Consider the following 14,560-nt stretch of genomic DNA (forward strand, 5'->3'; position numbering starts at 1 on the left):
GAAATAATATTGTTAGCTACTTAAATCCTTCTCCCTTTGTTTTCAGACAGGTATTTGGCAAAAAAAAAGAGAAACCAATTGCTTAATTTCTCTCTTACCCTTAGGGTTTATTTCTTAACTATCTGGCTTGCGCGGTTGCCAACATACGGTTGACTTCATCGATCATTGATTTTGCTGCGTCGTGCATACGCGGGTTGCCTGCAAAATCTGCATCTAAAGTAATATGCTTGGACTTATCTTTATAGTTGTACTCTAAATAAAAGCGTGGGACTTTAGAATTTGTTGAATCCTGCTGCCATTCAGGTCCAGTCATATCCGTGTCCAAGTTCCAAAAGCCGAGCTCCATTGCTTTGCGGTGCAGGTACAATAAATCGTCTTTTGTAAATTTTACAGTATCGGTAATTAAAGAATCTTTTTTGTCTAAATACTTATAGATGCGTGTTTTTGAATTGTATTCGTTGACCATGTGATTCGGCTCGCCGTATTTGAATTCAATGGATTCAAAATCAGCAAAACGAAAAGGGGCATTTTTGATCATATTACTATAGTAATAAACACAATACATCAAAAACGGCACAATAATACAAAGGCCCAAAAAAATCTTCTTACTCTTGATTGTCATTTCTATAAAATTTTGACAAAAATAAGGATTTATATAGGGTATAAAAGTTTATATCAAGATATGACATAAAACCTACATGAAATTCACGCATTTAGATATTCGGAGAGCCTGCGTCGACAAAGGTCTTAGCATACCAACTGTCAGAAAGATCAGAGATAATAACACCTTTCCGTGTCGAAACATGAACAAACTTATTATTATGCAGGTATACACCTACATGATCTATCCCATTTCGTCCGAAAGAAAAAAACACGAGATCTCCTTCTTCAAGTTTATCGACCTTTTTTCTTTTTACTATTCCTTCCATGTCACGCGAAGTCCGGGGCAAATTCCCTTTGTATACTTCAATATAGAGCAAATTAACAAATCCCGAGCAATCTACCCCCGATTTGGTCTGTCCACCCATACGATGCGGTATGCCCATCCAATCGTCAATAAATGAATAAAGGTGCGGATTTAGTTTTTTTGTACTCACATTGAGTAAGTCTGCATAATTATCAAGTCGGGATCCGGAAAAGGTTTTTCCGCGCGCTGAGCTTGCATCTGTCAAAACCGCACCATTGGAAGAATGTGTATTGGAGCTAAGTACCTTTTTCTTCGTTGAACAACTGCTCAAAAGTAGAACCGCACCTAACAAAAAGATAAAATAAGATCTGACACTCATGCTGTTCGATTTACGTTCTTGCTTAACAAACTTACTTGCCTAACAAACTTAATTAAATTGCTGTTTATATCCAATAAATTTGCCCACTGCTAAAAAAACAATTTACTCCTATGACCGCTGCTATAAAGCCGTCCCCTGCAACATGCTACGACGAACAGCAACGTTTCCAGCCAGAGAATTTCACTTGTTGGATGCACTCACTCCTTACTGTTAAGTTTGTCTCCGAAGATTGCTTTTCTTGATAAGAACGTCAGATAAGAAAAAGAATTGTTCAGAAATCGTAACTTTGACGCCTAATTTATTTGAGAATGGAAAAATTAAAAGGTGCATTAGCTGTCTTTTTAGGTGCGAGTAGTTTTGGGATACTTTCAACATTTGTTAAAAAAGCCTATGGTAAAGGGTTGACTTTAGGAGAGGTAACGGGAATTCAGGTATTGTTTGGCATGCTTATACTGTGGCTTATCTATATTGTCATCAAACTCTTTTCTGCAAAGTCATTTCACTCTTCAAGCAAGAAATCTTCATGGATCAAGATATTAATCAGTGGTACCTCTACAGGTTTGGTGAGTATCCTCTATTACAAATGTGTGCAGCTTGTTCCGGCTTCGTTGGCCATTGTACTGTTGATGCAGTATATCTGGATCGGTGTGCTGATTGAATTTATCTTTTTCAAGACAAAACCTTCAAAAAACAACCTGATTGGCATCGGCATTGTACTCATTGCAACATTATTAGCGACTGGACTTATTGAAAAAGGCTTACAACACCTCAACTTAACAGGTGTCTTATTTGGTCTTTTAGCGGCAACCGCCTATTCGGTCTTCATGATCGTGAATGGCCGTGTCGGCAATGACTATCACCCCATTCAAAAAAGCGCTATTATGGTAACGGGGGCCTGTATCATGGTCTTTACGTTATTTCCACCTGCTTATTTATTGAATGGTCAATTTGATGGTAACTTCCTCTATTTCGGCTTGATCCTTTCTCTATTTGGCACAGTCATCCCACCTTTATTATTTGCCTACGGCTTACCTAAAACGGGCTTCTCCTTAGGCGGAATATTGAGTTCGGCGGAGCTACCTGTAGCCACCTGTATGTCATTTTTTATACTTCATGAAAGTGTATCCACGATACAATGGCTCGGGGTGCTTTTGATCTTGGGTACCGTCATCTGGTTGAACGCAGCAAAGAGCAGTGCACATTAGGGGTGCAATCAATAGGGAAATTAGGAAATTCCCTTTAACGAAAAAAGGCAATCTTACTAGAGAAGATTGCCTTTTTATATGTTATAAATCTTAATATGATATCCCCCTTAAAAAGATTAATGTGTCAGTGTCTCCGGAATTTCTTCTACCTCCACTTCACAGGAATCCGTTACGTCCATAAATTTAACCGGCACAACCTCATTCACCAATAATGGATCGTACAAGGTCCTTACTTTGACATAGTTTTTAGAAAAACCATGCATATATCCATCTTTCTCATCAGCCTCAAACAAGACATCACCAGTCTCGCCAAGCTGTGACTCATAAAAAGCACGGCGCTTCTTCTCCGAAAGGATATGCAACATTTTGCTACGGTCACTACGTTGAGCTCCCGGTACAGCGCCGTCCATTTGAGCTGCAATCGTATTCTCTCTTTCTGAATAGGTAAAGACATGCAGATAAGAAATATCCAAATCATTCAAGAAATTGTACGTATCGATAAAGTCTTCACGTGTTTCTCCCGGAAATCCGACAATAACGTCAACACCAATACAGCAATTAGGCATCAATGACTTGATAAATGCGACGCGCTCTGTGTAAAGTTCTCTTTTGTACCTTCTGCGCATTAAACTCAGAATTTTATTGCTTCCAGACTGCAGTGGCATATGGAAATGTGGAACAAAACGTTTTGATTGTGCCACAAACTCAATAATATCGTTGGAAAGAAGATTAGGTTCTATCGAAGAAATCCGAATCCTGTCGATACCTTCGACTTCATCCAAAGCCTTTACCAAATCCAAGAATCGGTCTTCACGCTTACCATCCCGAATACCAAAATCACCAATATTAACTCCCGTTAACACAATTTCTTTTACGCCTGAAGCTGCAATTTCTTCCGCTTGACGCACAATATCTTCGATCTTACCCGAGCGGCTTCCGCCACGTGCCAAAGGAATCGTACAAAATGTACATGAATAATCGCACCCGTCCTGTACTTTTAGGAAGGTACGCGTACGATCGCCAATCGAATAAGCCGAGACAAATTGATTGGTCTCATCGATTGGACCATTATAAACGATCGTTTTTTCCTGTTTCGTCAAATCATTGATATGCTCAATAATATTAAACTTTTCAGCTGCACCTAAGACCATATCCACTCCGGGAATCTCTGCAATCTCTTTTGGTTTTAGCTGCGCATAACAGCCAACAATCGTAATATAGGCGTTGGGAGAGTGCTTTAATGCTTCCTTCACTACTTTTCTACACTTCTTGTCAGCATTATCCGTTACCGAGCATGTATTGATTACATAAACGTCTGCACGGCTATTGAACGCTGTGGTATCATAGCCCGCATCTTTAAATAAACGACCAATGGATGATGTCTCTGAATAATTCAGTTTACATCCAAGTGTATAAAAAGCTACTTTTTTATTCTCCATAATATTTTGCAAAATTACATTTTTTTTCAGTAACCGCTCTTATCATTTTAAGTTTTGACTTTCTCGTTATAAGGATTTTCCTTAGTTTTGACTATCTTGAAAGGCTGAATGCACCGGCGGCTTATTACAGGCAAACGAAATTAGTCCGAACATGATGTATTCAAATATTCCCCGATTGAGAATCAGACACATAAAATAGCGCTATTCGTCCCTATCCAGTTCGATTATAGCATTGATATTTAGTATTTAATAATTACTTTTTTACAGATGAAACAATATTTAGATTTACTCAGACATGTATATACGAATGGTGTTGTAAAGACAGATCGTACTGGCACGGGTACCAAAAGTGTCTTTGGATATCAGATGCGTTTCAACCTTCAGGAAGGTTTCCCTTTGGTAACGACGAAGAAATTACACTTGCGATCCATTATTCATGAGCTGATCTGGTTCCTTAAAGGTGAAACCAATATTCAGTATCTTAAAGAAAATGGCGTAAGCATTTGGGACGAGTGGGCTGACGAACAAGGGAATTTAGGCCCTGTATACGGATCACAATGGCGCTCCTGGCCAACACCTGATGGCCGCCATATCGACCAGATCACACAGGTAATCAACCAGCTAAAAAATTCACCGGATTCACGCCGCATTATTGTATCGGCATGGAATGTTGCCGAAATAGAGCATATGGCACTCCCTCCTTGCCATGCTTTTTTCCAATTTTATGTGGCGCCAGCACAGCCCGAAAAAGGCATCATGAAACCACAATTGTCCTGTCAACTGTATCAACGCAGTGCGGATATATTCCTTGGCGTACCTTTCAACATTGCCTCTTATGCTTTGTTAACGATGATGGTCGCACAGGTTTGCGACATGGAAGCCGCAGAGTTTATCCATACTCTGGGCGATGCACACATCTACAGTAATCACTTCGAGCAAACGGAGCTCCAATTGAGCCGCGAGCCAAAAGCGCTACCACAGATGAAAATAAACCCTGAAGTAAAAGATATCTTTGAGTTCAAGTTTGAAGATTTTGAATTGTTAAACTACGAATCACATCCACATATCAAAGCTCCGGTTGCCGTTTAACAATGAAGGCACCTAATTTTGTAACAACATTATTTTAGCGGACGAATAATCACATTATATCAAAAATGAGCAACCCAACGATCACATTAATCGTAGCTGCGTCGGAAAACAATGCCATCGGAATCGACAACCAGATGCCTTGGCATTTACCCAACGACTTTAAATATTTTAAGAGAAATACCATTGCGCATTCTGTCCTAATGGGCAGAAAGACTTTTGAGGCCATAGGCAAAGCTTTACCGGACAGAAGGAATATTGTCATCACGCGTAATGCGAATTTCCAGGGAGAAGATATTGATGTAGCCAATAGTATTCAAGAGGCACTTTTATATTGCCGGGATGAACGTGAAGTGTTTATCATTGGTGGCGCAAACATTTATCAGCAAGCACTACCCTTGGCAAACAAAGTGCTTTTGACACGGGTACATACAACCCTAAAAGGAGATGCTTTCTTCCCTGAATTACCTTCCGAAGAATGGGAATTAATTTCCTCAGATTCGCATCAGGCAGATGAGAAACATGCATTTGCTTATACCTTTGAAGTTTATTCGAGAAAATAATTCCATGTTTACGAATATCAAAACGCAATATCATGGGGCAAAAAGCTCCATGATCCTATTGACATTAAATTTCAGTTTTTTTCTACTGGGTACCTCGACCCAAGCTCTCGCACAATTTCGCCCGCCCACCACAATACGAACTCCTGGCGGGAACATTACTTTACCAGGGTTGTATACCCCTCCACTCTATTCTTTCAATAGCGAACCGATAAGCAGTAGGTATAAATTTTATATTGTTTTGAAAAATGACAGCACTGTTGTTGCAAAAACAAAAATAAAATTGAGAACCGCAACAGCACCCAGTGAAATATCCTGGCGGGAAAAAGGCAAGAAATATACAGTAACGCCCGATCAGACGAAAGAAATCTATCGGATAGATTATTGGAACAAGAAAATAAAAGGCATTCCACAGGATAGCTGCTGGTTATTTTTGGTCGACACTGTCAGTCATGAAAAGCGAATCCGCCGCTATAGCATGACCGCTGATATCAATCAGCCTGCCATATCGCATTTCAAGATGGAAAAGGCGAAGGAAATTTTACCACTGAAAAAAGAAACCTTGGAGCCTTATGTAGAGGGAAATGAAAAAGCAAAAAAACTCCTTTCAAAAAACAAATTATTAAAAGCTATAGAAGAGCTTAATCGACAAGACTAAACAGGCACGGCACTTTGATTTAAAGCACATGCACAAATACTTCATCTTAATTTTCACCCTATTCATGTCAGACGCATACGCTCAGCAGATAGATACTGTTTACCTGGAAAAATTACTCCAAAGTCATCCTGATCTATTTCAGAAAATATTAAGTCATCCGACGAAAAATGAGGTGCAGATTCTGTATACGCAAATTGATCGTGACAAATCCAATAGGCCACATTTCAGGTCCTATAGCTATCGCCTGAATCCGAACTGGTATTTTTATCCCGCAAGTACCGTGAAGTTGCCGACAGCAATTTTGGCCTTAGAAAAAATCAACGACCTCCATCTTGCCGATTTAACCAAAGACACTCCCCTCCGCATTGATTCTGCATTTGAAAAGCAGACTAAGGTTCTTGTGGACGAGTCGGCAGCCAATGGTCTTCCCTCTGTTGCACAATACGTAAAAAAAATACTATTGACCAGCGACAATGATGCACAAAATAGACTGTTTGAATTTATTGGCCGTGCCGAACTGAATGCGAAACTAAAAAAACACGGCACCAAATACAGCCGTATCGTCAACCGTCTTGCCATTGGCGACAAAGGAATATGGGCCAAACACACCAATCCCATTACCTTTTACAATGGAAAAGATGTCATCTACCAACAAGCGGCCCAATTCGACCCAAAAGACTACACGATGAAGCTGGCCAATACTCTTCAGGGGAAAGGTTACATGAACGATAAAGATGAACTTATTCATGAGCCCTGGAGTTTTGAGGGGCTTAATGTCTACGCACTCGAAGATCAACAGTTCATGAAGATCAACAGTTCATATTGAAGAAATTACTATTTCCGGAAGCATTTCAGCCTAAAGAACGATTTAATCTAAAAAAGGAGGATTATGACCTACTCTATGACTATATGTCGCGCTATCCCTTTGAATCGGATTTCCCGAAATATGATCCAACAGAATTTTGGCCAACGTATAGCAAGCTCCTTTTCTATGGCCGTGAAAAAAATGCGACCTTAAATCCCAACATCCGGATCTTCAACAAGTATGGAGATTCTTATGGCTATAATATTGATAATGCTTATATCGTCGACTTTGAACATGGGGTAGAATTTATGCTCGCCGTTGTTGTGCAGTCCAATGAAAATGGCATCTACAACGATGGACGCTATGAATACGACACAGTAACCTACCCCTTTTTAAAGAATATCGGGCAGGTAATTTATCAGGAGGAACTGAAAAGGGTTAAAAAGTTCAAACCCGATCTATCCAAATTTGATTTCAGAAAATAAAACACACAAAAACGGCTTTCAATGTATGAAAGCCGTTTTTGTGTGTCGCTATTGCGGCATATTTTTATCCACTTTGGGTAGAAGGCTGCTTGCTTCACGGTATTTTTGAAATAGAACTATTTCGATTGTAAGGCTGTTTCGATCAACTCGCCGTAAAAATCGCCCTCCTTCATTCCAAAAGCCCGTACCTGCTGCGGAATAAAACTTTGTGGAGTCTGCCCGGGAATGGTATTAATTTCGATAAAATAAAATTTATCGGTATCGTTTTCCAAAAAGAAGTCCACGCGAACCATACCTTTACAGTTCAATCTAACATAGATTTCTCTTAAAATACGCGCAGCACGCTCCTGCTGTTCGACCGTCAGGTCTGCCGGCGTAATCTCCTCGGTCAATCCAGGTACATACTTGGCTTCATAATCAAAAAATTCGCGTGTAGTCCGAACTTCTGTGGCAGGCAAAACAACAAGCTCACCTTTTGAATTCCGAAAAATTCCCTCGGAAAATTCTCGTCCAGTCACAAATTCTTCAACAATAACCTGTTTTCCTGTATTTTCCGCATCAAAAGCTTTGTCAATCGCTTCCTGCAGTTGTGCCGATTCCTTTACTTTGGTCATTCCGATACTACTTCCACCGGCATTAGGTTTCACAAAATAAGGGAGTGAAAGATTACTTTCAACGATTTTGAGTGCCTCCGGGCGTTGCGATTCAAACAGTAGGACCGATTTTGCCAAATGCAACTCGGGAATATCCGATAAGATCGCTTTTGTATACCCTTTATTCATAGTTAATGCGGACGTCAAAGCATCACATGAGGTATATGGAATATCTAATAAATCAAAATAGCTCTGAAGTCTTCCATCTTCTCCAGGCACACCATGCACCATAATAAAAGCTAAGTCAAAAGTCAAGATATCCCCATGCAATGGAAGGGTAAAATCAGCTTTTGAAATCGGATGACGCTTTCCGTCTAAATCTTCATAGTACCATGCTTCTTTGGTCACTGTAATCAAATATATATCGTATTTGTCGTGATCAAGTTGAGAATTGACGAAGGCAGAACTTTTAAAAGAAACTTCAGCTTCTCCTGTATAACCTCCAGTTATTAATGCTATTTTTGCTTTCATAAATTTTAGCGATTCGAATAGCAAATATAATTTGCTATACACGGAAAAACGAATAATTTTGTGAGGAATAATTTTATTTAATCATTCTGCAAACTTGGCTTTAATATTGCGGTTCTATGCAGAATTAATTTTTATCAAACAGAGAAATGTCCAAAGTCGTACAATATCTTCAGACCCCCACTTTTAGGAAAAATCTTATTGCCGCTCTTATTGCGATAGTATGTCTATTCCTTTTCGTTTATATTGGACTGAAAATATATACCAAACATGATGAATCTATCGCCGTTCCTAAAGTGAAAGGCCTTCATATCAGTGCTGCCATCCAAGCTTTGGAGGACGCCGGGCTGGAATATCAAATTGACTCCGTCTATCAGATGGATGCCAAACCTGGCATGGTCATAGAGCAGGATCCCGAACAAGGATTTCATGTAAAATCGGGTCGGACTATTTATTTGACCATTATCACACAGGTTGCACCTGAAGTTGCTTTTCCGAATATAAAAGATAAAACATTGATCGAAGCAACAGCCATCTTGAAAAACCATAACCTTCGAATCGGTGACACTTCTTATGTCGCAGACATCGCCAGGGATATCGTATTGGATGCTCAATTTGCGGGACAATCTATCCGCAACGGACGCATGATTCCTAAAGGTTCACGTATAGATCTAGTTTTGGGAAATGGACTGGGAGCAAATGAAGTGGAGATACCTAATTTAGTTGGGCTTCCATTAAACGAAGCAAAGTTCGCCTTGTCTGGAGCTGGCTTAGGTCTAGGTACTGTAACCTATGATCCAAGCGTAACGGATACAGCCACTGCAGTAATCAGTGTGCAATCACCAGGAATAGAAAAGGGCCTGACCAGTTTAGGCGCTAAAATTGACGTAACACTTTCACTCACAGCACCAACAACAACTACAGGAGCTCCAATTGGTGGTACGACAACACCTAAACCACAGGCAAACCAAACACAGGTTACTCCGCCTGCGGCAAAACCTCCGGTTCAGTCAAAGCCTGTTGCTCCAGCAAAAAGTAACACAACAAATAGCCCTGCAGCTAAAACGACAACGACAAATCCTGCAGCAGGGCAAAAAAAGGAAAAAGAAAATAAAGGGAATAGTCTAGGCTTTTAAGCCCACTGACTTAAAAATGAAGCTGCATTGAATGATCTCCATAATAATGGATTAGAGTTCTTGGCAGATTCATCAACCATTGACTGCTAAGGGCTATATAAACGCCATGAATAGCGAACAACAGATGAATAAAAAATTTTAGAATGGAAAATAAAAAAGGAATACCAAGTTGGTTAAAAATCATTGCGCTAATCGTTATCGTTGTTGGAGGTTATTTTGCCTGGACATTTTATAAAGCATTTTATGCTTCGAATGTATCGGGAGAGAAAAAGTACCTGTACATACACGAGGGTGAAAAATATGAAGATGTATTGAAATCAATCAAGGATTCAAATCTCGTGGATGATATCGCTTCCTTTGAGCGTGCAGCCCAATATAAAAAATATGAAGAAAGCGTAAAACCCGGACGTTATCTGTTAACCCCAGGAATGAACAATAGACGCTTAGTCGGCAATTTGATTGGTGGCTACCAAGAACCGGTAAAATTCAGATTTTCCAATGTGCGACTGAAAGAGCATATGGCCGCACTCCTTGGAAAAAGTTTCGAGGCAGATTCTGCACAATTTATCGCTGTATTGAATGATGAGGCTACCGCACAGAAGTATGGATTTACAAAAGAAAATCTGATTTCTATGTTCATCCCTAATACCTACGAAATCTACTGGAATACGGATCCTGAAAAGGTAATCGCTCGTTTTGATGATGAGTGGAAAAAGTTTTGGAATGCGGATCGTACGGCAAAAGCAAAAGCGCTTAATCTGACACCACAACAGGTTAGCACATTGGCATCGATTGTGAAAGGTGAAGCCTTACACCAGGATGAAATGCCCATGATAGCCGGCTTATATTTAAATCGTCTCAAAAAAGGGATGTTATTGCAAGCAGATCCTACGGTGATCTTTGCTAATAATGACTTTACAATTAGAAGGGTATTGAATAAGCACCTCAGAACAGACAATCCTTACAATACTTACATCTATAGAGGATTGCCTCCAGGCCCTATATCAATTCCAAGTATCGCTGCAATTGATGCAGTCTTAAACTTTAAGCAACATGATTATATCTACATGTGTGCCAAAGATGATTTTTCGGGTTACCATAATTTTGCAAAAACAGAAGCTGAGCATTTAATCAATGCACGTAAATTTCAACAGGCTCTGGACGCTAGAAATATTAAAAAATAATGTTTGTATTTGACCATCAGATTCGCGTCCGCTATGCAGAAACAGACCAAATGGGCTATGTCTATTATGGAAACTATGCTGCGTTTTATGAAATAGCGAGAACTGAAATGTTGCGGAGCACAGGGATATCCTACCGGGAACTGGAAGAAATGGGGGTCATGCTCCCCGTTGCGGAGATGAAAACGAAATATCTGAAACCAGGCAAATATGATGACTTGATCACAATACGTGTAACAATTCGTCAGAAACCCGCCGTTCGCATCATTTTCGAATATGAGCTTTTCAATGAGAGTGGGGAACTACTCAACCAGGGAGAAACAACATTGGTCTTTGTCAATATGGAGAAAAATAGGCCTTGTATGCCGCCACAGGTTTTCCTGGATAAGATGAGTAAATATTTTAATTGATATGGGGAAAATCCACCAATGGCTATTAAATTTTGAACCTTATTTTAGATTAATCGAATGGAGTAAACGCGTCGTACTACCTGGCTTTGGCTCACTACCACTTTACACTGTGGCCGTATTTTTTTTTCAGGAGCTTTCCAGAGATTCCATAGCCAGCAAGGCTTCTTCCCTCTCCTATAGCTTTCTATTGGCCATTTTTCCGGGAATCATTTTTCTATTTACATTAATCCCTTATATTCCGATTAATAATTTTCAGGAACAGTTGTTGGATTTCCTTGCCGTAGTTATTCCTAAAAATGCATTTCTCGTTGTTGAAACGACTTTGGAGGATATTATCAAGAATCAAAATGGCGGGTTGCTATCCTTCGGTTTTGTGTTTGCGGCCTATTTCGCGACCAATGGTATGGCCTCCCTCATGAATGCGTTCAATAAGGCTTCATTGATGACGGAAAGAAGACCGTGGATCAGAAAGCGATTGCTTGCTTTAGCTTTGGCTATCCTGATTATTTTTGCGTTAACCGTGGGAATGACGATATTCACCATCGCCGGTGTTACGATAGACTACCTCAAGGAAACGACAGGTATTAAATCCAGCTTCTGGGCTATTCTACTTAAAATCGCCCGATGGTTGATTATATTCGCTATTTACTTTTTCACGGTAAGCTGTATTTATAAATTTGGCCCTTCTACCTCCAATAAATGGAAACTCTTTAGTCCCGGAGCATCTATGGCTACCATTCTAGCGATATTGACGTTTTCAATATTTACATTTTATATCAATCATTTCGGCGCATATAACAAATTGTACGGATCCATCGGGACATTAATCGTTATCATGCTCTGGATTTACTTGAATACGCTTATTTTATTATTGGGTTATGAACTGAATGCGGCAATAGCGCTGTCTAAACAAACCATTGTTATTGCCAAGCCACGCATTTTCAACTCTTTTAAGAGAGAAGACTAGTCGTTTTAAGCCTCTTAAAATCTATTTTATCGGAAAAGGATTTCCACAAATAAAGTCGAGAATTAGCAATAGTACAATTCAAATACCATCCGTTGTAAGATTGGCATTTAAAAAGTGCCCTATAACTGAAAGTCTTTCAATAAAATAAGAAAAATAAAATTTTGCATTTAAAGTTTTTTTGTACCTTTGCAACTCCTACAAAGTAGGAAAAAGGAGAAAATTAATTAATGGCAAAAAAACAAGAAGCAGAAAAAGAATTAGCAGCGAAAAACGCAGAGCTACAAGGTGCTGACACTAAAGTAGTGAAAGACACTGAAAAAATTGAATCAGAAGCTGATTCAAACTTAATCGATGAAATCAAATCAAACACTTGGATCACACCAGAAGGTGAATTTGACTGGGATGCAAATGATAAAGGTTTCGGAAATTATAGCGAAGCTGAACGCGCTAAACTTGAAGCACAATACGCAGATACTTTCAACCAAGTTAACCAAGGTGAAATTATTGAAGGTACTGTAGTTTCTATCAACAACAAAGACGTAGTCTTAAATGTTGGTTTCAAATCTGACGGTTTAGTTTCTTTATCAGAATTCCGTGACTTACCAGAATTAAAAGTTGGTGACAAAGTTGACGTATTCGTTGAATCTCAAGAAGATGCTAACGGTCAATTAGTACTTTCTCGCAAACGTGCTAAAACTCAAAAATCTTGGGAAGCTATCAATGAGGCATTGGAAAATGATGCAATCATTACTGGTTTCGTTAAGAGCCGTACTAAAGGTGGTCTTATCGTTGATATCAAAGGTGTTGAAGCATTCTTACCTGGATCTCAAATCGATATCAAACCTATCCGTGACTACGATATATACGTAGGTAAAACAATGGAATTCAAAGTTGTGAAAATCAACCACGAATTCAAAAACGTTGTCGTATCACACAAAGTATTAATTGAAAACGACTTAGAAAACCAAAAATCTGAAATCGTTGCTAAATTAGAAAAAGGTCAAGTATTAGAAGGAACAGTTAAAAATATCACTGACTTCGGTGTGTTCATCGACTTAGGTGGTGTTGACGGTTTATTGCATATCACAGACATCTCTTGGGGTCGTATCGAGCATCCAAAAGAAGTTTTATCGCTAGATCAAACAATCAACGTTGTTGTATTAGACTTTGATGATGAGAAAAAACGTATCGCTTTAGGCTTGAAACAATTATCTGAGCATCCTTGGGAATCTTTAGATACTGCATTAGAAATTGGTTCTAAAGTTAAAGGTAAAATCGTAACAGTTGCTGATTACGGTGCTTTCTTAGAAATCATCCCTGGTGTTGAAGGTTTGATCCACGTTTCTGAAATGTCTTGGTCACAAAACTTACGTTCTCCACAAGAGTTCTTGAAAGTTGGTGATGAGATCGAAGCACAAATCTTAACGCTAGACCGCGATGAGCGTAAAATGAGCTTAGGTATCAAACAATTGACTCCAGATCCTTGGAAAAATATCACTGAGCGTTACCCTGTAGGTTCTAAACAAACAGCTGTTGTTAAAAACATGACTAACTTCGGTGTATTTGTTGAGTTAGAAGAAGGTATCGATGGTTTGATCCACATCTCTGATTTATCTTGGTCTAAAAAAATCAACCACCCTAACGAATTCACTAAAGTTGGTGAAACATTAGATGTAGTTGTTTTAGAATTAGATGAAGAAAACCGTAAATTATCTTTAGGTCACAAACAATTGGAAGAAAACCCTTGGGATACTTTCGAAACGATCTTTACTGAAGGTTCTATCCACGAAGGTACTGTGATCAAAGTTGGTGACAAAGGTGATATCGTAGCTTTACAATACGGTGTTGAAGGTTTCTGTCCTTCTAAACACTCTGTTAAAGAAGACGGTTCTTCATTGAAAGTTGATGAAGTTACTTCATTCAAAATCATCGAGTTCAACAAAGAGAACAAACGTTTGGTAATTTCTCACTCTCGTATCTGGGAAGAAGAGAAAGAAGAAGCTCGCAAAGAAGAGTCTAACAACCGTAAAAAAGACGCTAAAGCTGAATCTTCAGCTGTTAAAAAAGTAAAAGATTCTGTTGAAAAATCTACTTTAGGCGACTTAGACGTGTTAGCTCAATTGAAAGAGCAAATGGAAAATGATAAAAACGCTAAGTAATTAGCAATTTCAATCCATAAAAAGCGGCTGTTCCAAAAGGACAGCCGCTTTGTTTTTATAGG

At 39.2% G+C, this 14,560-nt stretch carries 15 protein-coding genes; 11 read left to right on the forward strand and 4 right to left on the reverse strand.

What is annotated here, in order from left to right; translation table 11 throughout:
• Nucleotides 1–118: 118 nt before the first annotated feature.
• Both GVK91_RS24605 and GVK91_RS24610 read right to left on the reverse strand, forming a co-directional pair.
• Nucleotides 119–538: a hypothetical protein gene (locus tag GVK91_RS24605; RefSeq protein ID WP_159731810.1), complete on the reverse strand. Its 420-nt coding sequence runs from the start codon at nt 536–538 to the stop codon at nt 119–121.
• 175 nt (nt 539–713) lie between these two features.
• Entirely contained in the window at nt 714–1,286 is a 573-nt protein-coding gene (locus GVK91_RS24610; RefSeq protein ID WP_153846572.1) for a C40 family peptidase, read from the reverse strand.
• Nucleotides 1,287–1,594: 308 nt separating this feature from the next.
• On the opposite strand from GVK91_RS24610, the gene GVK91_RS24615 reads away from it, so the two are divergent.
• A complete protein-coding gene (locus tag GVK91_RS24615) occupies nt 1,595–2,491 on the forward strand; it encodes a DMT family transporter (protein WP_159731812.1) in 897 nt (298 codons plus the stop codon).
• A gap of 116 nt (nt 2,492–2,607) precedes the next feature.
• On the opposite strand, the gene mtaB is transcribed toward GVK91_RS24615, so the two are convergent.
• Nucleotides 2,608–3,930 (reverse strand): tRNA (N(6)-L-threonylcarbamoyladenosine(37)-C(2))-methylthiotransferase MtaB, encoded by a 1,323-nt coding sequence (gene mtaB, locus GVK91_RS24620; RefSeq protein WP_075991309.1) that lies wholly within the window; start codon nt 3,928–3,930, stop codon nt 2,608–2,610.
• Nucleotides 3,931–4,197: 267 nt separating this feature from the next.
• On the opposite strand from mtaB, the gene GVK91_RS24625 reads away from it, so the two are divergent.
• From GVK91_RS24625 to GVK91_RS27560, 5 genes are all read left to right on the forward strand, one after another.
• Complete coding sequence (locus GVK91_RS24625; RefSeq protein WP_120335367.1) at nt 4,198–5,019, forward strand: thymidylate synthase; 822 nt, start codon at nt 4,198–4,200, stop codon at nt 5,017–5,019.
• A 65-nt stretch (nt 5,020–5,084) separates the two neighbouring features.
• Nucleotides 5,085–5,579: a dihydrofolate reductase gene (locus GVK91_RS24630; RefSeq protein WP_153846570.1), complete on the forward strand. Its 495-nt coding sequence runs from the start codon at nt 5,085–5,087 to the stop codon at nt 5,577–5,579.
• Nucleotides 5,580–5,583: 4 nt separating this feature from the next.
• Nucleotides 5,584–6,234, forward strand: coding sequence for a hypothetical protein (locus GVK91_RS24635; RefSeq protein ID WP_159731814.1), 651 nt, complete (start codon nt 5,584–5,586; stop codon nt 6,232–6,234).
• A gap of 64 nt (nt 6,235–6,298) precedes the next feature.
• Nucleotides 6,299–7,060, forward strand: coding sequence for a serine hydrolase (locus tag GVK91_RS27555; RefSeq protein WP_235032988.1), 762 nt, complete (start codon nt 6,299–6,301; stop codon nt 7,058–7,060).
• Nucleotides 7,057–7,524, forward strand: coding sequence for a hypothetical protein (locus GVK91_RS27560; RefSeq protein WP_235032989.1), 468 nt, complete (start codon nt 7,057–7,059; stop codon nt 7,522–7,524). Before GVK91_RS27555 ends, GVK91_RS27560 begins: the two co-directional genes overlap by 4 nt.
• A gap of 116 nt (nt 7,525–7,640) precedes the next feature.
• Here GVK91_RS27560 and GVK91_RS24645 read toward each other — a convergent pair whose 3' ends face one another.
• Nucleotides 7,641–8,648 carry a D-alanine--D-alanine ligase family protein gene (locus GVK91_RS24645; RefSeq protein WP_145330310.1) on the reverse strand — a complete coding sequence of 336 codons (1,008 nt, stop codon included), beginning with the start codon at nt 8,646–8,648 and terminating at the stop codon, nt 7,641–7,643.
• A gap of 146 nt (nt 8,649–8,794) precedes the next feature.
• Here GVK91_RS24645 and GVK91_RS24650 point away from each other — a divergent pair, with 146 nt between their 5' ends.
• The 5 genes from GVK91_RS24650 (at nt 8,795) to rpsA (ending at nt 14,498) form a co-directional block, all read left to right on the forward strand.
• Entirely contained in the window at nt 8,795–9,781 is a 987-nt protein-coding gene (locus tag GVK91_RS24650; protein WP_159731816.1) for a PASTA domain-containing protein, read from the forward strand.
• Nucleotides 9,782–9,924: 143 nt separating this feature from the next.
• Nucleotides 9,925–10,965 carry an endolytic transglycosylase MltG gene (gene mltG, locus GVK91_RS24655; RefSeq protein WP_159731818.1) on the forward strand — a complete coding sequence of 347 codons (1,041 nt, stop codon included), beginning with the start codon at nt 9,925–9,927 and terminating at the stop codon, nt 10,963–10,965.
• Nucleotides 10,965–11,372, forward strand: coding sequence for a thioesterase family protein (locus tag GVK91_RS24660; protein ID WP_153846564.1), 408 nt, complete (start codon nt 10,965–10,967; stop codon nt 11,370–11,372). Before mltG ends, GVK91_RS24660 begins: the two co-directional genes overlap by 1 nt.
• A gap of 1 nt (nt 11,373) precedes the next feature.
• A complete protein-coding gene (locus GVK91_RS24665; protein ID WP_159731820.1) occupies nt 11,374–12,339 on the forward strand; it encodes a YihY/virulence factor BrkB family protein in 966 nt (321 codons plus the stop codon).
• 227 nt (nt 12,340–12,566) lie between these two features.
• Nucleotides 12,567–14,498 (forward strand): 30S ribosomal protein S1, encoded by a 1,932-nt coding sequence (rpsA, locus tag GVK91_RS24670; RefSeq protein WP_153846562.1) that lies wholly within the window; start codon nt 12,567–12,569, stop codon nt 14,496–14,498.
• Nucleotides 14,499–14,560 lie beyond the last annotated feature (62 nt).

The organism is Sphingobacterium sp. 18053 (assembly GCF_902706145.1).
In the GTDB taxonomy this organism is placed as follows: Bacteria; Bacteroidota; Bacteroidia; order Sphingobacteriales; family Sphingobacteriaceae; genus Sphingobacterium; species Sphingobacterium paramultivorum.